15 protein-coding genes and 1 pseudogene are annotated in these 22,241 nt (G+C 68.8%); 8 read left to right on the top strand and 8 right to left on the bottom strand.

Annotation, left to right across the window (positions count from 1 at the left end):
- Both rplL and NS220_RS06495 read left to right on the top strand, forming a co-directional pair.
- Nucleotides 1-295, top strand: a 295-nt coding sequence (rplL, locus tag NS220_RS06500; protein WP_058623269.1) for a 50S ribosomal protein L7/L12, incomplete at its 5' end; no start/stop codon positions are given.
- A 205-nt stretch (nucleotides 296-500) separates the two neighbouring features.
- Nucleotides 501-4,610 (top strand): ExeM/NucH family extracellular endonuclease, encoded by a 4,110-nt coding sequence (locus NS220_RS06495; protein ID WP_242864549.1) that lies wholly within the window; start codon nucleotides 501-503, stop codon nucleotides 4,608-4,610.
- 52 nt (nucleotides 4,611-4,662) lie between these two features.
- Here the strand turns inward: NS220_RS06495 and NS220_RS06490 are convergent, their stop codons facing one another.
- Nucleotides 4,663-5,670, bottom strand: coding sequence for a LacI family DNA-binding transcriptional regulator (locus tag NS220_RS06490; protein WP_058623268.1), 1,008 nt, complete (start codon nucleotides 5,668-5,670; stop codon nucleotides 4,663-4,665).
- A gap of 240 nt (nucleotides 5,671-5,910) precedes the next feature.
- Between NS220_RS06490 and NS220_RS06485 the strand changes: the two genes are divergently transcribed.
- The 3 genes from NS220_RS06485 (at nucleotide 5,911) to NS220_RS06475 (ending at nucleotide 9,430) form a co-directional block, all read left to right on the top strand.
- A complete protein-coding gene (locus NS220_RS06485) occupies nucleotides 5,911-7,239 on the top strand; it encodes an ABC transporter substrate-binding protein (protein WP_058623267.1) in 1,329 nt (442 codons plus the stop codon).
- 86 nt (nucleotides 7,240-7,325) lie between these two features.
- Nucleotides 7,326-8,459, top strand: a complete 1,134-nt coding sequence (locus NS220_RS06480; RefSeq protein WP_058623266.1) for a carbohydrate ABC transporter permease — start codon at nucleotides 7,326-7,328, stop codon at nucleotides 8,457-8,459.
- Nucleotides 8,459-9,430 carry a carbohydrate ABC transporter permease gene (locus NS220_RS06475; protein ID WP_058623265.1) on the top strand — a complete coding sequence of 324 codons (972 nt, stop codon included), beginning with the start codon at nucleotides 8,459-8,461 and terminating at the stop codon, nucleotides 9,428-9,430. Before NS220_RS06480 ends, NS220_RS06475 begins: the two co-directional genes overlap by 1 nt.
- A 77-nt stretch (nucleotides 9,431-9,507) precedes the next feature.
- Here the strand turns inward: NS220_RS06475 and NS220_RS06470 are convergent, their stop codons facing one another.
- A complete protein-coding gene (locus NS220_RS06470; protein ID WP_058623264.1) occupies nucleotides 9,508-10,179 on the bottom strand; it encodes a DUF305 domain-containing protein in 672 nt (223 codons plus the stop codon).
- A gap of 1 nt (nucleotide 10,180) precedes the next feature.
- Nucleotides 10,181-10,888 carry a DUF3105 domain-containing protein gene (locus NS220_RS06465; protein ID WP_058623263.1) on the bottom strand — a complete coding sequence of 236 codons (708 nt, stop codon included), beginning with the start codon at nucleotides 10,886-10,888 and terminating at the stop codon, nucleotides 10,181-10,183.
- Nucleotides 10,889-11,117: 229 nt separating this feature from the next.
- Here NS220_RS06465 and NS220_RS06460 point away from each other — a divergent pair, with 229 nt between their 5' ends.
- On the top strand, nucleotides 11,118-12,455 hold the full coding sequence (locus NS220_RS06460; RefSeq protein WP_193755288.1) for a multidrug effflux MFS transporter: 1,338 nt from the start codon (nucleotides 11,118-11,120) through the stop codon (nucleotides 12,453-12,455).
- Between the two features lie 72 nt (nucleotides 12,456-12,527).
- A pseudogene (locus tag NS220_RS06455) lies at nucleotides 12,528-13,133 on the top strand (phosphatase PAP2 family protein); the annotation flags it as partial.
- On the opposite strand, the gene NS220_RS19180 reads toward NS220_RS06455, so the two are convergent.
- Genes NS220_RS19180 through NS220_RS06430 form a run of 5 tightly spaced genes read right to left on the bottom strand, consistent with a single transcriptional unit; the run spans nucleotide 13,061 to nucleotide 19,381 of the window.
- Nucleotides 13,061-13,990, bottom strand: coding sequence for a LacI family DNA-binding transcriptional regulator (locus tag NS220_RS19180; RefSeq protein WP_242864550.1), 930 nt, complete (start codon nucleotides 13,988-13,990; stop codon nucleotides 13,061-13,063). The pseudogene NS220_RS06455 and the gene NS220_RS19180 sit on opposite strands and share 73 nt — an antisense overlap.
- A gap of 29 nt (nucleotides 13,991-14,019) precedes the next feature.
- On the bottom strand, nucleotides 14,020-14,895 hold the full coding sequence (locus NS220_RS06445) for a carbohydrate ABC transporter permease (RefSeq protein ID WP_242864548.1): 876 nt from the start codon (nucleotides 14,893-14,895) through the stop codon (nucleotides 14,020-14,022).
- Complete coding sequence (locus tag NS220_RS06440; RefSeq protein ID WP_193755287.1) at nucleotides 14,892-15,830, bottom strand: carbohydrate ABC transporter permease; 939 nt, start codon at nucleotides 15,828-15,830, stop codon at nucleotides 14,892-14,894. Before NS220_RS06440 ends, NS220_RS06445 begins: the two co-directional genes overlap by 4 nt.
- Nucleotides 15,831-15,884: 54 nt before the next feature.
- The gene (locus NS220_RS06435) at nucleotides 15,885-17,201 is read right to left on the bottom strand and encodes an ABC transporter substrate-binding protein (protein WP_058623261.1); all 1,317 of its coding nucleotides are present in this window, start codon (nucleotides 17,199-17,201) and stop codon (nucleotides 15,885-15,887) included.
- A 23-nt stretch (nucleotides 17,202-17,224) separates the two neighbouring features.
- Complete coding sequence (locus NS220_RS06430; protein ID WP_058623260.1) at nucleotides 17,225-19,381, bottom strand: alpha-galactosidase; 2,157 nt, start codon at nucleotides 19,379-19,381, stop codon at nucleotides 17,225-17,227.
- Nucleotides 19,382-19,524: 143 nt separating this feature from the next.
- Between NS220_RS06430 and NS220_RS06425 the strand changes: the two genes are divergently transcribed.
- Complete coding sequence (locus NS220_RS06425; protein WP_081323015.1) at nucleotides 19,525-22,230, top strand: hypothetical protein; 2,706 nt, start codon at nucleotides 19,525-19,527, stop codon at nucleotides 22,228-22,230.
- The last annotated feature ends 11 nt before the right edge of the window (nucleotides 22,231-22,241 follow it).

Below are 22,241 nucleotides of genomic sequence, written 5' to 3'. Positions count from 1 at the left end.
CTTCGACGTCACCGCCGCCGCCCCCGTGGCCGTGGCCGCAGCCGGCGCCGCCGGTGGCGCGCCCGCCGAAGAGGTCGAGGAGAAGGACTCGTTCGACGTCGTCCTCGAGGCCGCCGGCGACAAGAAGATCCAGGTCATCAAGGTCGTCCGCGAGCTCACCTCGCTCGGCCTCGGCGAGGCCAAGGCCGTCGTCGATGGCGCTCCCAAGGCCGTGCTCGAGGGCGCGAACAAGGAGACCGCCGACAAGGCCAAGGCTGCCCTCGAGGAGGCCGGCGCCACGGTGACCCTGAAGTAATCACGCTTCACGGTCGCGGTAACGCGATTCAGAAGGCCCGGATGCCATCGGCATCCGGGCCTTCTCTCGTTCGACGTCGTGTTCACACGATGGCAACGAAAGAAGCCTGGGAATTCCTGATGAGGTCGTCTACGGTCGAAGAGACCCCCCGTCGATCCCCCCACCCGACGATGACCGTCGGATTCGCAGGAGACCCATGTCACCCGTGCCTTCTCGGCGACCCTCGGGCCGCACCGCGACAGCGCTGAGCGCTGCCGTCGCCGCTGCCCTTCTCGGTTCCGCCCTCGTTGCCCCGGCCGCCACGGCCGCCCCTCTCTCGGCTCCCGCTGCCCCGGACACGGCGCAGACCGCGGCTCCGGATGCGGTGCAGACCCCCGCCGCGCACACCGCCGCTCCGGAAGCTCCGACCCCGCCCGCGGTCGCCGCGGAGGCCGTCGCGGCAGCCGACATCACGCCCATCCGCGACATCCAGGGCGAGGGCGACGCCACTCCGCTCGACGGCCAGACCGTCACCACCCGCGGAGTCGTCACCGCCGCCTATCCGACCGGCGGCTACAACGGCTTCTTCGTCCAGACCCCCGGAACCGGTGGTCAGCTGGGCGCGGAGCACGTGGCATCCGATGCCCTCTTCGTCTACGGTTCGCGCGCGGTCGCCGAGGTCGCGATCGGCGACTACGTCGAGGTCACCGGCACGGCGGGGGAGTACAACGGGCTCACCCAGATCTCGTCGGATGCCGATCTCGTCACGGTTCTGACCGAGCAGGCCGAGCCGGTGACGCCGGCCGAGGTCGTCTGGCCGCGCACCGACGCGGAACGTGAGCGCTTCGAGGGAATGCTCCTCGCCCCGCAGGGCGACTTCACCGTCACCAACACCTACATCACGGGCCAGTACGCCGAGGTCGGGCTGGCCGCGGGCACCACCCCGCTCCTCGCGCCCACCGAGGTCGCCCGCCCCGGTACGCCCGAGTTCGACGAGGTCGTCGCCGACAACGCCGCCCGCGCGGTGGTGCTCGACGACGGGGCGTCGCTGAACTTCCAGCGGTCTGCCACCGACGTCCCGCTGCCGTACCTCTCGCTCACGGACCCCGTGCGCGTCGGCGCTCCCGTGACGTTCACGCGGCCGGTCGTCCTCGACTACCGCAACGACGCGTGGAAGTTTCAGCCCACCGAGCAGCTGACCGTCGACAACGCCGCCGACGTGCAGCCCGCGACGTTCGCGAACACGCGTACCGCTCACCCCGCAGACGTCGGCGGCACGGTGCAGCTCGCGAGCTTCAACGTGCTGAACTACTTCACCACCACGGCGGAGGACGTCGGCTGCGACTCGGTGTACACCGACCGCGAGGGCAACCCGATCACCGCGAACCGGTGCCCCGAGCCGGGGCCCCGCGGCGCGGCGAACGACGAGAATCTGCAGCGCCAGCAGGCGAAGATCGTCGCGGCCCTGAACGCGATGCAGGCCGAGGTCGTCTCTCTCGAAGAGATCGAGAACTCCGCGGCTCTCGGCAAGCCCCGCGATGAGGCCCTGTCGACGCTCGTCGGCGCGCTCAACGCCGACCTGGGCGAGGACGCCTGGGCTTTCGTGCCGTCACCGGCCGCCCTGCCGGCGTCGGAAGACGTCATCCGTACCGCCTTCATCTACAAGAAGGCGGCGGTGAGCCCGATCGGTGACAGCGTCATCCTCGACGACCCGGCCTTCGCCAACGCGCGTCAGCCGCTCGCTCAGGCGTTCGCGGCCGCGGGAAGCGATGAGACGGCGTTCGTCGCGATCGTGAACCACTTCAAGTCGAAGAGCGACAGCGACCCGGCCGCCGAGGGCGACAACGCCGCCGGCGACCAGGGAGCTTTCAACGGGGACCGCGTCCGTCAGGCGGAGGCACTCGTCGCCTTCGCCGGAGAACGCGCGAAGAGCGTCGACGGCGGTGCGGTCTTCCTGCTCGGCGACTTCAACGCCTACGCACAGGAGGACCCCCTCCAGGTGCTGCGCGACGCGGGATACACCGATCTGGGTGCCGACACGGGGAAGTACACGTACTCGTTCAGCGGCCAGTCCGGCTCGCTCGATCACGTTTTCGCCTCGCCCTCGGCGCGTGAGCTCGTCACCGGCACCGACATCTGGAACATCAACGCCGGTGAGGCGCTCGCTCTGGAGTACAGCCGCTACAACGCCAACGTCCGGAGCTTCTACGACGCCTCTCCGTACCGCTCGAGCGATCACGACCCCGTCGTCGTGGGGCTCGACCTGTCCGGGACGACCGAGCTCAACCTGCTGAACATCAACGACTTCCACGGGCGCATCGACGATGACACCGTGAAGTTCGCGGGCACGATCGAGCAGCTGCGGGCCGAGAAGGGCGACGACCGGTCGCTCTTCCTCTCCAACGGCGACAACATCGGCGCTTCGCTCTTCGCCTCGGCCAACGCCGACGACGCCCCCACGATCGACGTGCTCAACGCGCTCGAGCTCGCGGCATCCGGAGTCGGGAACCACGAGTTCGACAAGGGGATCGACGACCTCACCGGCCGTGTCACCGAGCGGGCGGCGTTCCCGTATCTCGGTGCGAACGTCTACCGCGACGGTCGACCCCTGCTCCCCGGTTACGAGATCGTCGAGGTGAACGGGCTGAAGGTCGGGATCGTCGCCGCCGTCACCGAGGAGACGGCGTCGCTGGTCAGTCCCGAAGGCATCGAGGGCATCGAGTTCCGCGAGCCCGTCGCCGAGGTGAACCGGGTGGTCGCGGAGATCCGCGACCAGGTCGACGTCCTCGTGGCCGAGTATCACGAGGGTGCGCCGCAGGGCGACGCGTCGGGCACGACCGTCGACCAGGCGCTCGCGCAGGGTGGGGCGTTCGCCCGCATCGTGACGGAGACGGATGCCGATGTCGACGCGATCTTCACCGGCCACACGCACGAGGAGTACGCGTGGGACGCCCCGGTCCCCGGGGGCGAGGGCACCCGTCCGGTGCTGCAGACGGGCAACTACGGCGAGAACATCGGCCAGGTCGTCCTGACGATCGATCGTGCCAGCCGCGATGTCGTCGCTCACGAGGCCCGCAACGTGCCGCGACTCGAGGCCGAGGTGGTCGAGGACGACGACGAGCAGACCGCCGAGAACAGCGCGGCCCTCGACGCCGAGCTCATCGCGACCTATCCGCGCGTCGCCGAGGTCGCCGACATCGTCGACCGCGCTCTCGCCGAGGCCGAGCGTGTCGGGTCACGGCCGGTGGGGTCGGTCGCGGCCGACATCACCACGGCCTTCCTCGGCGGATCGTACGTCGACGGCGTCTACACGGGCGGCCAGCGCGACGACCGCTCGAAGCAGTCCGCGCTCGGCAACCTCGTCGCCGACGCCCTGCTCGACACTCTCGCGGACCCCGCGCGCGGCGACGCCGACCTCACGGTGGTGAACCCGGGCGGCCTGCGCGCGGAGCTTCTGCGCGGCGACGACGGCGTGATCACCTTCGCCGAGGCCAACGCCGTGCTCCCGTTCGTCAACAACCTGGGCACGACGAGCCTCACCGGCGACCAGGTGCGTCGTCTGCTCGAGCAGCAGTGGGGTGACGCGGCGGGCCGCGCGGCGACGCTCTCGCTGAGCGTGTCGGAGAACGTCCGGTACACCTACGATGCGACGCGCGCTCCGGGCGAGCGCGTCTCCGGCGTGTGGATCGACGGGATGCCTGTCGACCCGGCCGCGTCGTACCGCGTGGGCTCGTTCAGCTTCCTGCTGTCGGGCGGCGACGCGTTCACGGTCTTCGACGAGGGAACGGATGCGCGTGACTCCGGCCTCATCGATCGGGACGGCTGGATCGCCTACCTGACGGCTCACCCCGACCTCGCCCCGGACTTCACCGCGCGCGGTGTCGAGGTGAAGGGCGCGCCGTCCGAGGTGTCCCGCGGGGCCGAGGCCGCCTTCACGGTGTCGGGTCTCGACCTCACCTCGCTCGGCAGCCCCGCCGCCACCGAGGCGAGCGTGACGGTCGGCTCCGCGGCCTCGCTGACGGTGCCGGTGCGGGAGGGAACGGCCGCGGTCGCGCTGACGGTCCCCGCCGACGCACCCGAGGCGCTCGATATCACCGTCAGCACCGCGTCGGGCTCCACCGCGACCGTGCCGGTCCGCGTGGTCGACGGCTCGGAGACGCCGAACAACGGCCCGGACGACCAGGGCGACGGCGAAGCCGCGCCGCCTCGCGGCCCCGACGGGCTCCCGCGCACGGGCGTCGACACGGCGTGGATGGGCGGCGGAGTCCTCGCGGCTCTCGCGCTCCTGGCTCTCGGTGTGGCGCTGCGGCGTCGCGGCGTGCGCCGAGCGGACTGACCCCCGACGACGGAGGAACCCCGGATGCCATGGCATCCGGGGTTCTGCCCTGTCAGGGAAGGCGCGGGGGAGCGGTCGAGGCGCGCACGACCAGTCGCGTGGCCGCTTCGCTGCGGAGCGGCGCCTCGTTGCCCTCGATGATCGACAGGAGCAGGCGCGTCGCCTCGATGCCCTGGGCCTGCGGAAATTGCTCCACCGTGGTCAGGGCGAACATCTCGGCGTAGTCGTGCCCGTCGATGCCCACCACGCTCAACTGCGAGGGGACCGAGATCCCCATGCGGCGCGCGGCGATGATCACACCGATCGCGACCTCGTCGCACGCGGCGACGACCCCGGTGGGACGGGAGGCGGCGTCCGCGAGGAACGACGCGGCGGCGGCGTAGGCGTCGGTGATCGTCAACGTCGAGGGGACGTTGCGGATCCGCACGGTCAATCCGTGATCGTTCATCGCGTTGCGGTAGCCGATCGAGCGTTCGTCGACGTCTTTGGCGGGGGCGTCGGTCGGGGGAGTGCTCCCGACGAAGGCGATGTCGGTGTGGCCGAGGGCGATGAGGTGCTGCGTGATGATGCGCGTGATGCCGACGTTGTCGAGCCCGAGGGTGGGGATCTCGGCGAGGGCGTTGCCGATGCAGACCGTGGGCTTGCCGATTCCCACGAGTCGTTCCAGGTCACGGTCCTCGGGCTCGAGGGCGACGGCGATCACGCCGTCGAATCGCTTCCGGGCGAGGTAGGTGGAGTAGAGGCTCTCGCGATCGCGTGATCCGGGCTCGGCGACGTAGAGCGTCACGTCGTATCCCTGCGGGATGAGCGACCGTTCCACGCCCTCGACGATCGAGCCGAAGTACCACCGGTTCACCTTGGGGACGATGAGGGCGATGGTGCGCGTGCGCCCGGTCGCGAGGCTCACGGCGCTCGTGGACGGCACGTAGCCCAGCGAGGCGGCGGCGTCCGCCACGCGCTGCTTCGTGCTCTCCGAGACGTACCCGCCTCCGGTCAGTGCGCGACTGGCCGTCGACTTCGACACGCCCGCCAGGCGCGCCACGTCGGCGATTCCACTCATCCCGTCGTCTTCCTCGATGTGGGGTCGACTGCTGTGTCGATCTCGCGAAAGCGTACTCGATGAGCGCCGAAGATGGAACCGGTTCCCTGCGCTCCTCCCACGGTCTCGCAGCGAAAAGACGCTAGTTATGCGTTCGTGACCTGATCGTGTTGCGGTGTCTATGCTTTCCCTCTACGGTTGCCTGGAATCGGTTCCCGACGGGATCCGGTGCACCGACAGTGACTCGACGAGGAGGACCACATGGGCATGACACAGCGTCGCCGCCTACTGGCACCGCTAGCCCTGGCCGGCGTTGCCGGCATCGCTCTGGCCGGATGTTCGGGGGGACCCGGATCGACCGGAGGAGACAGCAACGGCGGAGGCGACTCGAACGTCGTCACCGTCTACGGGACGATCTCGGACACCGAGGCCGAACTGCTCGAACAGTCCTGGGCGGACTGGGAGAAAGAGAACAACATCGACATCAAGTACGAGGCGTCGAAAGAGTTCGAAGCGCAGATCGCGGTTCGTGCCCAGGGTGGAAACGCTCCCGACATCGCGATCTTCCCGCAGCCCGGCCTGATGCGCGACATGGCGGCCCAGGGCTTCCTGAAGCCCGCGCCCGAGGCCGTCGTCGACAACGTGAAGAAGAACTGGTCCGAGGACTGGGCCGGCTACGGCCAGTACGAGGGCACGCAGTACGGCGCCCCGCTCATGGCCAGCGTCAAGGGGTGGGTCTGGTACTCGCCCAAGCAGTTCGCCGACAACGGATGGACCGTGCCGACCGACTGGCAGGGCCTGCTCGACCTGACGGCGAAGATCCAGCAGACCACCAACACCCCGCCGTGGTGCATGGGCTTCGGCTCCGACGCGGCGACCGGTTGGCCGGGCACCGACTGGATCGAGGACATCGTCCTGCGACAGTCGGGTGCCGACGTCTACGACAAGTGGGTCTCCAACGAGGTCAAGTTCACCGACCCGAAGATCGCGTCGGCGTTCGACGAGTTCGGCAAGATCGCGCTGAACTCCAACTACGTCAACGCCGGTTTCGGTGGCGTCGACACGATCGTGACCACGCCCTTCGGTGACCCGGCCACGGCGCTCGTCGACGGCAAGTGCGCGCTGCACCACCAGGCGTCGTTCTATGACGGGTTCATCACCGACGCCGGGGGCAAGGTCGCCGAAGACGGTGACATCTGGGCCTTCCTGACCCCGCCGTTCGACGCGAGCGCCAAGGGCAACGTCGTCACCGGTGGTGGCGAGATCGTCGGTGCGTTCAACGACAACGAGGCCACGCAGAAGGTGCAGGAGTACCTCTCCAGCGCCGACTGGGCGAACTCGCGCGTCAAGCTCGGCGGCGTCATCTCCGCCAACAAGGGCCTCGACCCGAACAACGCCTCGAGCGCGATCCTCACGCAGGCCATCACGATCCTGCAGGACCCCGCGACGACGTTCCGCTTCGACGCCTCCGACCTGATGCCGTCGGCGGTGGGAACGGGCACGTTCTTCAAGGGTATGAACGACTTCGTCAACGGCACGCCCACGGCGACCGTTCTCGAACAGATCCAGAGCGGCTGGCCCTCCAGCTGACAACGGATGCCACGGGGTCGCTTCTCTCCGGAGGGGCGGCCCCGTCGGCTCCCTGAGCGTTCGTCGGCGCACTCGAAAGGTTTCCCATGCGCGAATTCCTCCAGTGGCTGAGCACCCTCTCGCCGTTCCTGGAGATCCCGATCATCATCGGGGTCTTCGTGGCGGTGGTCGGGCTCATCCTCTTCCTCGTGGAGATCGCCCCGCGTCGCGGGCGCGTCTACACCATCGTCCGGCTCGCGGCCTGTGTCGTGACCCCCGCCCTGGTGCTGTGGCTGCTGCAGTCCTACCAGTGGGCGATCATCGCGGCCGCGTTCGTCGGCCTCGGCTTCTTCTTCCTCGACATGCGGGCCCGCAAGGGCGCCGGCTCGCTCTTCCAGCTCGTCGCCTTCCTCGCCCCGGCGATCATCCTGCTCGTGGTCGGACTCATCGTTCCGGCCGTGCAGACCACCGGCCAGGCGTTCTTCGACCGCACGGGTGACCGGTTCATCGGCCTCGACAACTTCGTCTGGATCTTCACGCAGCCCCAGGGTCTGCGTGTCGTGCTGAACACCATCGTCTGGGTCGTCATCACCCCGGTCGTCTCGACCATCGCCGGTCTCGCGTACGCGTACTTCATCGACAAGGCGCGTGGCGAGAAGTACTACAAGATCCTCGTGTTCCTGCCGATGGCGATCTCGTTCGTGGGGGCGTCGATCATCTGGCGCTTCATGTACACCTCGCGTCCCGCGGGGGAGCCGCAGATCGGCTTCCTCAACCAGGTCATCGTCTGGCTCGGCGGTCAGCCCGTGAACTTCCTCGCGGTGGAGCCGTGGAACACGCTGTTCCTCATCATCGTGCTCATCTGGGTCCAGACCGGTTTCGCCATGGTCGTGCTCTCGGCGGCCATCAAGGGCGTGCCGACCGAGCAGCTCGAGGCCGCGGAACTCGACGGCACCAACGCGTGGCAGCGATTCATGAACGTCGTGGTCCCCGGCATCCGGGGCTCCCTCGTCGTCGTGCTGACCACGATCGCGATCGCCTCGCTGAAGGTGTTCGACATCGTCCGCACGATGACCGCCGGTACGAACAACACGTCCGTCATCGCCAACGAGATGTACACCCAGCTGCGCAGCTTCGAGCAGGGGCGCGCGGCCGCGTTCGCCGTCGTGCTGTTCGTGCTCGTGCTGCCCCTGGTCATCTACAACGCGGTGCAGCTGCGCAAGCAACAGGAGGTCCGCTGATGTCGGCCGTCACCCCCATCGACCTCCCGGTCGATCCGGACACGAAGAAGCAGCTCTCGCGCGGCGAGCGCAAGGCGGAGCGCGGCGTCGCCGCGGGCGCGAAGAAGCGTCTGAGCTCGCGCGGCGCCACGATCGCGGCGCTCGTGATCGCGGTGCTGTGGACGCTGCCGACCTTCGGCCTGTTCCTGTCGTCGTTCCGCCCGCAGCAGCTCATCCAGAGCACCGGCTGGTGGACGATCTTCCAGAACCCGGGCTTCACTCTCGACAACTACGCCACCGCGCTGCAGGCCGGCAACAGCCAGCTGAACATGACCGGGGCGTTCGTGAACTCGATCGCGATCACGCTGCCGGCCACGATCATCCCGATCTCGATCGCCCTGCTCGCCTCGTACGCGTTCGCGTGGATGGAGTTCCGCGGGCGGAACATCCTGTTCATCCTCGTGTTCGCGCTGCAGATCGTGCCGATCCAGATGGCGCTCATCCCGTTGCTGCAGCTGTTTTCGGGCGGCACGATCTTCGGAGTCCCCGTGATCCAGGGGATGGGACAGGCCGGGTACGCGCAGGTGTGGGTCGCGCACACGATCTTCGCCCTGCCGCTGGTGATCTTCCTGCTGCACAACTTCATGTCGGAGATCCCGCGTGACGTGATCGAGGCCGCGCGCGTCGACGGGGCCGGCCACGGGCAGATCTTCTTCCGCATCATCCTGCCGCTGACCATGCCCGCCGTGGCATCCGTCGCCATCTTCCAGTTCCTCTGGGTGTGGAACGACCTGCTCGTGGCGTTGATCTTCGCCGACGGCAACGTCGCCCCGATCACCAAGCTGCTGGCCGAGATGACCGGAAGCCGTGGCCAGGACTGGTACCTGCTGACCGCGGGCGCGTTCATCGCGATCGTCGTTCCGCTGGCGGTCTTCATCGCCCTGCAGCGGTTCTTCGTCCGGGGTCTGCTGGCCGGGTCGACGAAGGGCTGAGCCTCCACGACAGAAGGGCGTGGCATCCGTTTGGGGGATGCCACGCCCTTCGGCGTTTCCGGGGGGCCGGGCGCGGGTCAGGCGCCGCAGGCGAGGCGCGACTGGATGTCGCGCATGGCGTCGATCTCGGCGGACTGACCGGTGACGATGGCTTGGGCGACCTCGGCCACGCGCGGCTCCTCGCCGAGCTCGATGACGGCCTGAGCCATCGGGATCGCCCCCTGGTGGTGGCGGATCATCAGGGTGAGGAAGAGGCAGTCGGCGGGCTGGCCCTCGAGGGAGCGGAGCTGGTCGAGCTCGGCATCCGTGGCCATGCCCATCTGCGCGAGAAGCTCGTCTTGCGTGTACGCCGACGTGTCGCCGTGGCTGTGCGCGCCCGAGGCCTGCATCCACGTCATGAGCGGCTGGGGGGAGGACTGGGGGAGTCCCCACTGCACCAGCCAGCCGAACATCTCGCCGCGCTGGCCCGCCTGCGCGGTGGCGATGTCGTACGAGAGGGTGCGCAGCTCGTCGTCGTCGGTCTTGCGGTAGATCTCCATCGCCATCAGCACCGCCTGGGTGTGATGCACCTGCATGTCGCGGGCGAATCCGGCGTCGGCGGACGTCGTGGAGGGATACGTGGGAGCGGCCGTCGCGCCGAACGCCGTGAAGCGTCCGATCGCGAAGGCCACGGCCACGATGGCGACGGTGACGACCGCGACCACGATCCACCGGACCGCGGGGCGTGCGACCGGGGCGTCGTCGGTCATGTCAGGCCTTGCCGGGCCCGTCGATGGCGCCCGAGCACGCGGCGTTCGGCTCGGGGACGTTCTGGCTGCGCCAGTACTCGGTGAAGAACTCGCCGATGCGGGGGTCGGTGGGGGAGTCGACCTTCAGCTGGTGGTTCCAGCCGCTCACCGCGACGGGCGTGTCCAGGCCGGGGTAGGGCGAGAGGATCGCGTAGCTCGAGGGCATGACGGCCTTGAGCGCGTCGATGCCGGCCTGATCGACCTCATCGGGGTTGTAGGTGATCCAGATCGCCCCGTGCTCGAGGGAGTGCACCGCGTTCTCGTTCTGCTGCGGCTCGGTGTAGACGCCGCAGTTCAGCCAGTACGGGTTGTGCGGGCCTCCGGCCGGCGGGTTCTGCTCGTAGGTGACGGCACCCTGCACGTGATCGGAGCGGTTCTCGAAGGTCTGCACGCCCTCGATCTCACGTCCGGTGCTGTTGCCGGCCTGATAGCTCGTGGGCGGCTCCGGAGCGAAGACGAAAGAGGCCACGACGAGACCGATGATCGCCAGGCCCGCGGTCGATCCGACGACCCACCACACGAGCTTTCCGCGCTTGCGGCGCGCGATCTCTTTCTGGTATTCGGCGAGCTTGGCCTGCCGCTTCTGCTCGCGCTGCTGCTTGACGGTCAGGTCGATCTCGGACTGCTTCGCCGGGTTTCCGCTGGTGCGTTTTTCGGGGGGAGGCGTCATGTGCTGTGTTCGTCTCTTCTCGGGGCGGGACACGTCGGCTCGGGCCGATTCGTCCAGCCTATGCGGATGAATAGGGCCGCGGCCTGGGAAGAACCCACATGCCGAGATGGTGGCACACGCGGACCGCGCGGTAGTATGACGATGTCGAATCGATTCGAGGTTCGATGTTCCCCCACCTTTTCTCAGCCCGACTCGTTCGGGCTGTCCGTGTTGCGAAACGAAGAGACGCGTGCTCGATACTGCTTCCCTCCCCGTGGTCCCCCCGACCTCTCCGCCTGACCGCTCGTCCACCGGGGCGATCCGCACCCTCGGCAAGAATCCCGCGACGGCACCGATCGTGCTGCATCCCGGCGACGCGATCCCCGCCTCCCGCCGCGTGCTGTACATCATCGTGCTGGGCGCGCTGACGGCTCTCGGCCCGTTCACCATCGACCTGTACCTTCCGGCGTTCCCCGTGCTGGAGGCGGATTTCCAGACGAGTGCCGCCGCGATCCAGCTCACACTCACCGGGACGATGATCGGTTTCGCCCTCGGCCAGCTGATCGTCGGCCCGCTGAGCGACAAGGTCGGTCGTCGTCTGCCGCTGCTGTCGGTGACCGCTCTGCACGTGGCGGCGAGCGTCTTCGCCGCGCTCGCACCCACGCTGGAGACCCTGTCGATCGCGCGCGTGCTGATGGGGGCGGGAGCCGCGGCGGGTGGTGTCGTCGCGGCGGCGATCATCCGCGATCTCTTCGGGGGACGCCGACTCGTGGTCATGCTGTCGCGCATGGCGATGGTCTCGGGCGTCGCTCCGGTGCTCGCCCCGCTGGCCGGATCGGCCCTGCTGCTGGTCATGGACTGGCGCGGGATCTTCGTGGTGCTCGCCGTGTACGGCGCGGTCATGCTCGTGTCCGCGGTGCTGTTCGTCCCCGAGACGCTGCCGGCCGCGCGCCGCAGCGGCCCCGGCACCACGACGGTCTGGCAGCGCTACGCGAGCGTCTTCCGTGACCGCGTCTTCATCGGCGTGCTCATCATCGGCGCGATGGCCTTCAGCGGGCTGTTCTCGTACCTGTCGGCATCGTCGTTCCTGTTCCAGGTCACCTACGGCTTCAACGCCCAGCAGTACGGCGTGCTCTTCGCGGTGAACTCGGTGGGGGTCGTGGTCGGCGTGCAGATCGCCTCCCGCCTCGCCGCGCGCTTCGGCCCGCAGTGGGTGCTGGCGGTGTCGACCATCGTGCTCGTGCTCGCGGGCGGGACCATCGTCGTCACCGACCAGCTGGGCCTCGGCCTGTGGGGCACCGTCGTCCCGCTCTTCTTCTTCATGACCGCGTGCGGTTTCACCTTCCCGTGCGCGCAGGTGCTCGCGCTCGACCGCCACGGGAAAGCGGCGGGTACGGCGCAGTCGATCATCGGCGCGGCGAACTTCGGCGTCGCAGGCATCATCTCGCCCGTCGTCGGGTTGCTGTCGGCCGGTGCGGGGATCACCGCCACGACCATGGCATCGGTCATGGTCGGCTGTGCTGTGATCGGCGTCGTCGCGCTCTGGGCCCTCGTCCGGCCCCGCACCGTGGAGCGCCTCGCGCCGTGAAGGCGGGCCGAGAACAGTAGCAGAACGCGCGCCGACGTCCCCGTGCGAGCGGAGACGCGGCATCATGAGTCGATGGATGCCGAATCCGCCGACGCGTCGACCCCCACCCTCCGCTCCGAGCGCGGGCGCGGGATCATCGGCCTGGTGCTCGTCGCCCTCGCGTGCGGGCTCGGTGCGTGGGTGTTCTTCCGCGGCCCGACGCCGTTCGCGATCGATGTGTGGTGGAACCAGCTGTTCGTCGCGGCGCCGTCGCCGGCGCTGCTCGCCTTCGCCCTGACGATGGATGCCGTCGGCGGTCACTGGGTCGCGGTGTTCGTGGTCCCGCTGGGCGGGGCGCTCCTGCTGTTCCTCGTCGGACGACGGTGGGGAGCGCTCTACTTCCTCGCCGCGTCCGTGGGCAGCGCGGCGATGGTCCAGGTGCTCAAACACACCTTCGGTCGCGCGCGCCCCGAGGACATCCTCGTCATCTCCGACCATGGGTCCTTCCCCTCCGGTCACACGGCCAACGCCGCGACGGTCGCGGTCGTCGCCGTCGTGATCTTCCCCGCCCTGTGGGTACGGATCGCGGGTGTCGTCTGGGTGCTCGCGATGGCGTTCAGCCGCACCTACCTGCACGCGCACTGGCTCTCGGACACCCTGGGCGGCGCGCTGGTGGGGGCGGGGATGGCGCTGATCCTCGCCGCGTTCTTCGCCCATCTGCGCATCCGTGACGATGACCGGCTCGTGGTTCGCCGGGGCACTCGACGACCGGATGCCACGATCCCGCGGATCACGCCCATCGCGATCTGGTCGTTCCCGCAGAACACCGCGGTGACGGTGGGGTCATCGGCGAGACGTCGACCGATCTCGATTCCGGAACGGGGGTCCCACGATGCGTCGCTCACCGGGGGGACGGCGGCCCCGCGACGCTTGAGCGCGCGGCGCCAGCCGGTCGTTCGACCGTCCTCGCGGCGCGACGGCGGAACCCGGACATGGTGCACGGTCGCGTGGCCGAGATCCAGCAGGTGGTCGGTGAGCTCCTCCGCGGCGCGGGACTCGTCGAGCACCGCCTGACGCAGCCCGGGCTCGCGGACGCCCGAGAGAGCGACCACCGGCAGCGATGGCGGGATGCGGTGGAGAGCGGCGACGCCGGGAGGGTCGAACTTCAGCACGCAGACACCGGCGAGAGGCTGCGACAGCGTCGCCGCGATCGCGCGGTCGATCTCGTCGTCGTCGGTGCTCTCGACCACCGTGATCATGACCGTGTAGTCGCCGGCTCGCGCGGCCTCCTCGATGCCGCGGATCGTCTCGGCGTACCCGTATTGCGACGTGTCTCCCGCGATGACGGCGATCACCTGCGCCTTGCGGGACGCCAGCACACGAGCGGCGGCGCTCGGTCGGAAGCCGAGCGCCGCGATGGCCGCCTCGACGGCCTCGCGCTTGGCGGGGCTCACCTTGGCGGCACCCGTCAGCACACGAGACACCGTCGGCACCGACACCCCGGCGCGCGCCGCCACGTCGGCGATCGTGGCCGGTTTCGTGCGGGAAGGGTCCATTGCGCTCCGTCTGTGCGCGGTGCCCGTCCTCATTTGACGGCGCCGCTGGTGATGCCCGAGATGATCTTGCGCTGCGCCACCATGAACGTGATGAGCAGGGGGAGGCTCATCAGAATGATGTAGGCGAAGATCAGATGCCAATTCTGAAGGTACAGACCGGCGCTCGCCACCTGGTACAGGTTCAGCGGGAGGGTGTCGAGACGGCCCCCGACGACGAACAGCGCGTAGAAGACGTCGTTCCAGATGTACAGGCAGATGAGGATCGTCGCGGTGGCGAGCACCGGCATCAGCAGCGGCAGGATGATCTTCACGAACACCCGCACCGGCGAGGCCCCGTCCACGCGGGCGGCTTCCTCCAGCTCGACGGGGATGGTGCGCACGAAGCCGGTGACGAAGAAGATCACGGTCGACATGTACATGCCCATGTACACCCCGATCATCCCCACGGGCGTGCCGGCCAGCCCCAGCTGGCGCAGCAGCAGCACGATCGTGACGACGGCCGGGGGCAGCACGATCCCGCTGATCGCGACGGCGTAGACGAAGGCGAGGCCGCGCGAGCGTCGGCGTCCGAGGATCCACGCCGCCATCGAGCCCAGGATCAGCACCCCCAGGACCGCCGGCACCATGACCAGGACGCTGCCCCCGAAGGCGGCGATCATGCGCCCGTCCCCGATCACGGTGGCGAAGTTGTCGAACAGGTGCCATTCCGAGGGCAGGGCGAGCGAGGGGACGAACGCCTCCGCCTGCGTCTTGGAGGCCGTGAGCACCGTGAGCAGGAACGGGATGCCGAGGAGCACCACTGCGACGAGGGTCGCCGCCACCGGCTGCACGACGCGGCCGAGCGGCGAACGCCGCCGGGGGATCCGCCGGGCGCGACCGGTGGTCAGGGTCATGGTCTCGGTCACAGCACGTCCTCCCGCTTGCGCAGAAAACGGATCACGGGGAAGGCCAGGATCGCGACCACGAGGAACAGCACGAGGCTCATCGTCGTGGCCTGGGCGAACAGGCCCTGGCCGAACGTCCGGAAGATGAAGATGTTGAGCAGTTCGGTGGTTCCGCCGGGTCCGCCGGCGGTGGTGGCCTGCACGATGTCGAAGCCGTTCATCGATCCCAGGAGAGCGGTCGCGACATTGAAGGTGACGGCGGGGGCGAGCAGCGGGAACCGGATCGCGCGGAACGTGGTCCACCATCCGGCGCCGTCGAGCCGGGCTGCCTCGAGGATGTCGTCGTTGATGGTCTTCAGCCCGGCGAGGTAGATGAGCATCGACAGGCCCATCCACTTCCACGCGTGGATGAGGGCGACGACCACGATCGTCCAGGTGGTGCTGCCGAGCCAGGCGATGTCGATGCTCTGCCCGGTCACGGCGCTCAGGATGTCGTTGAGTGCCCCGTCGGGTTTGAGCATCGCCTGGAAGATGTAGCCGACAGCGAGGGCGGACATGATCACGGGCACGAAGAACGCCACGCGCAGCGCGCGGTTCGTGCGGGTGTCGCGCTCGAGCAGGAGGGCGAGGGCGAGACCGAAGAGGTTCTGGAAGATCGCCACCAGGACCGCGTAGATCAGCGTCACCGTGAGGGCGTTCACGAGCGAGCCGTTGGAGAACAGCGACACGAAGTTGTCGGTGCCGATGAAGTCGATCGAGCTCTTGAAGCTCGACCAGTTGGTGAACGCGTAGACGAAGTTGAAGACGGTGGGCACGGCGAAGAACACCACCAGCACCGCCAGCGCGGGGATGAGGAACCACAGGGGGTGGTCCTTCGCGTGCCGACCGCGCGGGGCGGTTCGCGGGGATCGCGGCGGCGGCGTCACCGTGCGGGGACGCTCGAGGGTCGATGTCATGGGTGGTTCCTCCCGGGAAGGGGGCGCCGGGTCGAGACCCGGCGCCCCGGGGAATCAGAAGCCGGGGGCCCCGATGGCCTTGGCCAGCTCGGCGAACTGCTTCTGCGTGGCGTCGGCGACCTGCGTGGGCGTCTTGGTGCCCTGGATCATGTCGCCGAGGTTGAGGTAGAGGTCGGGGTTCGCGACCGCGAGGGCCTGCATCGAACCGACCGAGTCGCTCAGGGACGAGCTGACGTCGAGCAGCGCCTCCGGGACGTCCGACGACGAGGCCACCGAGGACTGCAGCGACACCGTCTTCTGCGCCTGCACGAAGTCGCTGTAGCCATCGCCGAGCCAGTACGACAGCAGCTGACGTCCGGCGGCCTCGCGCGTGGCATCCCCCGTCTTGAAGGCCACGAGGGCGTTCGACTGGTCGGGGATGAAGGTGCCCACGTTGCCCGAGGGCGAGATCGGGAAGAAGCCGATCTTCTCGTTGAGCTCCGCCGTGTCGGCGAGCGACTGCAGCTGCCCGAAGAACGAGTTGACCTGAACGGCCATGGCCGCTTCGCCGGAGAGCAGGGCGGGGCCCTGGTCCTCGAAGGTCGCGGTCTTGAGGTTCGCGTTGAACAGGCCCTCCTGGATGAGGCCCTGATAGGTGTCGATCGCGCCCTGGATGGTCGGGTCGGTGAACTTCTCCTCGTTCTTGTTGACGCGCTCCCACAGGCCGTCCTTGGCGGCGTCCGCCAGCTGGACCGAGACCCACCACTGCGTGGCCCACGGGGTTCCGCCGCCGAAGTCGAAGAACGGGGTGACGCCGGCGGCCTTGAGCTGGCGCGCGTCGGCGAGGAACTCGTCCCAGTTGCCGGGCGTCTTCGTGATGCCCGCCTTCGCGAACACCTCTTTGTTGTAGTAGACGCCCTCGACCGCCGGGGTCGTGATGAGGGCGGCGTAGCGTGTGCCGTTCAGGATGCCGGTGATGTCCTTCAGCTCGGGCGTGTAGTTGTCGATGAAGGGGGCGCCGTCCAGCGACTGGAGGTTCGTCGACGCGTTGAGCGCCGTCAGCTGCGAGGCCGTGGGCTGCCAGAACGCCAGGTCGGGCTTGTCGCCCGTCGCCACCTTGGTCTGCACGCTCTGCTCGTACGGGTCGGGGATCGTCACGACGTCGACCGTGGCGCCGGTCGCCGCCTCGAAGCCCTTCACGACGCTGTCGGGGATCTTGTTCGAGTTCTGCGCCGCCCAGATCGTGAGGGTGGTGCCGTCGAGCTTGGTGTCCTGCGCGGGCCAGTCGGCGGGGGCCGCGTTGCCACCGCCGGCGCCGGGGTCCGAGCAGCCGGCCAGGGCGAGTGCCGCGACGGCGGTGACGGCCGTCGCGGCGAAGAACCGCTTCTTCATTGAATTGCTCCTTGTTGGTGTGATCAGTGCGATCCGGTGCGGGCGTCGTCGTCGACCTCGGGGAGCCGATACGACAGACGCAGGGTGCGCGCGGCGAGACGGGTATCGGTGCCGCGCACGTGGAGGGTTCCCGTCGTGGCATCCCAGTCGGTGTGCCAGGCGGGGAGGTCCAGGGGGAAGACCGGGGTCACCTCGACGTCGTGACCGACGAGGTGGGGGAACGACAGGGTGGTGGCGTTCGCCCCGCCTCGTCGCCAGATCGAGACGAGGTCGCCGTCGGTGCCGCGAAGACCCAGCGCGAGCCACGCGTCGTCCCAGCGGGGCAGTCCGAGCGGCCAGTGCGGGTGCGCCGTCGCGATCTCGCCGCGCAGCTGCTGAGCGACGGTGATGGCGGTGGCGACGCGCGAGCGTTGCTCGGCACTCATGCGGTTGAGATGGCCCGAGACGTAGAAGCGACCCAGCAGGCCCGTGACGAGGCAGAACGACGACTCCTCGGCATCCATCTCCGGCTGGGGGTAGGCCCAGCTGGCGGCCTGCTCAGGGAGGATCGAGATCGGAGCGCTCGCGGCGATCGGCGGATACTTGCGGAAGTCCTGCTGGTCGGAGGTCGACTGCATCGCCAGCCGGGACAGCATCGCGTAGTCCATCCGCATCGCGCCGGAGCTGCAGTTCTCGATGATGAGATCAGGATGCCGATCCAGCACGCCGTCGAGCCAGTCGAGGTGCGCGCGATTGTGGCGCAGGAGGCCGTCGCCGACGCTGTCGGCGTCGAGGTCGGTCCCGGGCCCGGGGTTGATGTTGTAGTCGACCTTGAAGAAGCCGATGCCGAACTCGGACACCAGGCGGTCGACGACGGCGTCGAGGTGTGCGCGCGCGGCGGGGTGGCGCAGGTCGAGGTGGAAGCGGTCGTGCTCGACCACGCGCTCGCCGTTGCGCTGGAGGAAGGCCTCCGCGGGGAGCGTGTCGGCGATCGGACTCTGGATGCCGACCACCTCGGGCTCCAGCCAGAGCCCGGCGATCATCCCCTCGGCGCGGATCGCGTCGATCACCTCGTCGAAGCCGCCCGGAAAGCGGGTGGTCGACGGCATCCAGGCCCCGACGGAGTCCCACCAGTAGCCCGAGTCGTCGTACCAGCCGGCGTCGATGCAGAACACCTCGGCGCCGACCTCGGCGGCGGCGCGGATCAAGGGGAGGAGCTTCTCGGTCGAGGGGTCTCCGTCGAGGGTGTTCATGTAGTCGTTGAAGATCACCGGCATCGCGGTGTTGTCGGGATGGGCGCGGCGCGTGGCCCGGCGGTGGTCGGTCAGGGCTCCGATCGCGGACACGGCGTCACGGCCGAAGGCGAGCGTCGCGGGGACGCTCTCGAAGCTCTCGGCCGGGGCGAGAACGCGACTCCACCCGGAGTCGGCGTCCGTTGGGCCGGAGAGCGCGAGATAGGCGCCGGCGGTGTCCTCTCCGATCTCCCAGCGCCACGCGCCGTTGTGCTCGATCTGCCAGGCGAGGGCGAGGGAGGCCTCACGGGATTCGAGGATGCCGGTCGGCAGCTGCTGCGCGGTGGACCACGTTCCCGTCGAGACGGCGGACAGCGCGCCGCGAGGGTTGTGGCCGGTGAGGTGCTCGGCGAGGGGAACGAAGTCGGGGCCGCGCAGGGGAGCGCGGGTCCACCGGCCCTCGCCGAGCCAGTCGTCGGTGCCCGTGAGACGCTCCCACCCCGTGAGCGCGTCCCCGGAGTGGTCGCGAGCAGTGAAGCCCGCCACCCACGACGCGACGGCGCGGAGCACGATGCGTCCCTCGCCGACGTTGCTCGCCGTCACGCGGCTGGTGATGGCGGCGACCCCGTGATGCGCGGTCAGCTCGAGGCGCACCTCGAGGTCTCCCGACCGCTCACGGATCACAAGCCGACGGGTTCCGCCGTCGACGATCTCGTGGTGGTCGACGTACCGCAACCGCGCGCCGTGCTCGGTGTGGGCGAGGCGTGCGGACGCGGGTCGGTGGCCCGCGTCGGCGGTGAGGATTTCGACGGCCGGAACGCGGTGGACGGGCACGGTGTGGCCGGCGACCGTGACGGCGGAGCACGCGACGGGGCTTTCGGCATCCCAGTCGAACGTCAGTGTCACCGAGTCGTTGCCCCACGCCAGGGTGGGCTCTGCGCCGGTGGCGGTGGGCTGCGTCGTCGTCATTCGTCTCTCCGTCGTGTCGAACTGCAGAGCACGCTAGCCCACTTTGAAAGCGTTATCAAACGTAATCTTGAAACCGCTATCAAACCCGGCTACATTTCCCTCGGGCGCAACGCCGCGTCCTCTGATCGATGGAGACACCCCCGATGAGACACCCCCGATGGATCGCCGCGAGCGCGATCGGAGCCGTCGTGCTCGGCACGCTCGCCGCTGTCGCTCCCCCGGCGACAGCCGCCACCACCACCGACACCCTGTCCGTTGACTTCGCCACCCCCACCGGCGACTTCCGCGGCGGCGCGTCGGGCACCCTGTACGGCCTCGGTGACGACGGTGCACCCACTCAGGCCTTGATCAACGGCGCCCACCTCACCAACACGTCGCAGAAGGCGCCCTACGGCACGCAGCACCCGAGCGGCGACGCGCTCAAGGTCGAGAACGGGTTCTTCGCGAAGAACGGCACGCAGCTCGACATCTACGTGCAGGATTACTACCCCGACTGGGCGTACAACGGCGGGAACCGCCCCGGCGACGACCGCACCTACAACCAGGCCGACGGGTCGTACACGAATCAGCCCAACGGCATCTGGGACTACCTCGAGGTCGTCGAGTTCGTGACGGAGGCCGTCGCGACGAAATCGGCTCACCCCGACAAGTACGTCTTCATCCCGTTCAACGAGCCGGACGGCGGCAACTGGTACGCCGACGACACGGTCTTCACGCAGCAGTTCCTTCCCGACTGGAAGGCGGCGGTGGAGAAGATCCGAGAGGTCTACGCGCGTCACGGCCTGGGCGACCCCGTGATCGGCGGCCCGGGCGACGCCTCTTGGCATGCCGACCGCACGGCCACCTGGCTCGACTATGCGAAACAGACCAACACGCTGCCGCAGTTCATGATCTGGCACGAGCTCGGCATCGACAACCTCGCGACCTATCGCTCGCACTACGCCGAGTACCGCAAGCTGGAGGCCGATCGCGGCATCAGCCCACGGCAGATCAACATCACCGAGTACGGCCTGCTGCGCGATATGGGCGTACCCGGTCAGCTCATCCAGTGGTTCTCGATGTTCGAAGACACCAAGGTCGACGCGCAGACGGCGTACTGGAACTACGCCGGCAACTTCTCCGACAACTCCGCGCGGCCCAACGGGGCCAACGCCGGATGGTGGATGTTCAAGTGGTACGGCGACCTCGCCGGCAGCAAGACGGTCAAGGTCACCCCGCCGCAGCTGAACGTCGCGGACACCCTGCAGGGCATCGGCGCGATCGACGCCACCGACAAGAAGGCGACGGTCCTGTACGGCGGGTCGGGTGCCGATACGGTCTCCCTCGCGCTGAACGGCTTGAGCTCGAGCGTGTTCGGCTCACGCGTCGACGTCGAGGTGCGCGAGGCTCCGCTGTCGGGCGCAGAAGGACTCGCGGCCACCCCCCGCGTCGTGACGACCCTCTCGGGCGTGGCCGTGACCGACGGCGCTCTCGACGTGAACGTGCCGAACTACGACCGCTACGCCGGGTACCAGGTCGTGGTCACCCCGCAGCGGGATGCCGTGCCCTCGACGCCGCAGGTCTGGTCCACGTCCGTGGAGGCGGAGAACACCGCGATCACGGGTGCCCGCGTCTACGACCAGTCCCCCACAGGTAACGGCGGGTGGATGTTCCTCGCCTCCCACGGCCGGGACGTCGGCTCGTTCAACAACGCTTCGGCGAAGGCCGACTGGAGCGTGACCGTGCCCAGGGACGGTACCTACCGCTTCCAGGTCATCGGCGCGACGCCCGGTACCCCCGGTCGACACGCGCTGTTCGTCGACGATGCGAACCCGACCATGGTGCAGTACACCGCCGACCTGGCGCTCAACGACAACAGCAAGTGGAAGTACCGCGGCAGTGCCGAGGTGCAGATCGCGCTGAAGAAGGGCACGCACACGCTGTCCCTGCGGGCGAGTGCCGACGGGTCGACCGTGCTGCCGAACTCCGACATCACGCTCGACAAGTTCGTGCTCACCGACGTCACCGACGGAGAGGCGACGGTGTATCCGGCATCCACCATTCGTCTCGCCGGCGCGGCCTCCCTCGCGTACGACGTGTCCGGCAGCCGAGGAGCGGCGAAGATCGGCTCCGATGGCCGCGCCGACGTCTACGCGACGGCCTTCCAGTCGGGGTACTACGACGTGAAGGTCGACTACCGCACGACGGGGGCGTCCGACGTGGCCGTCGACCTCAACGGCCGCCGCGTGGCGACCGGCAGCGCGAACGCGGCGGGCACCTGGTCGACAACCGCTCGTCTGCACCTCTCGGAGGGCATCAACGAGATCGAGGTGGGTTCTCAGGCGGGTATCGCGCTCACCGCGGTCACCACCACGCGTGTCGCGTCGGCTGATTCGGCCGCCGTCAAGGTCGAGGCGGAGTCCGGCGCCCGCGCGGGCGCAGCCCGCGTGGGGACGTACGATCCCGCGTCCGGCTCCAACGTCTCGGGTGGCGCCTTCGTCGGCGACCTCGGCAACGGCACGGGAAACACGCTCAGCATCCCGAGGGCGTCCGGCTTCAACACGGCGGGTGACTACGACATCGTCGTGAAGTACGCCAACGCCGAGGTGTCGGGGCGTCATGACTACAACCCGCAGGTCGTGGACCGTCGCCTGCAGGTGACCGAGGAGGGCAACGGACGCGTCGGCGAGGGGTACTTCCGGTACACCTACGCATGGGACAGCTTCTGGGAGCGCACGATCCCCGTCACGCTGTCGACCACGAACGGGGCGATCGTCCTCGGAAACGACGGCCCCTGGGCACCCGATGTCGACTACGTCGTCATCGCTCCGGTGCGCGTCGGGCAGCCGTCGACCGTCAAGCTCGGCTGACCGCGCAAGAA

Origin of the sequence: Microbacterium testaceum (assembly GCF_001476655.1) — a bacterium.
GTDB classification, from domain to species: domain Bacteria; phylum Actinomycetota; class Actinomycetes; order Actinomycetales; family Microbacteriaceae; genus Microbacterium; species Microbacterium testaceum_C.
The sequence above is the reverse complement of the archived record's forward strand: the minus strand, read 5'-3'. Positions and strand labels throughout refer to the sequence as shown.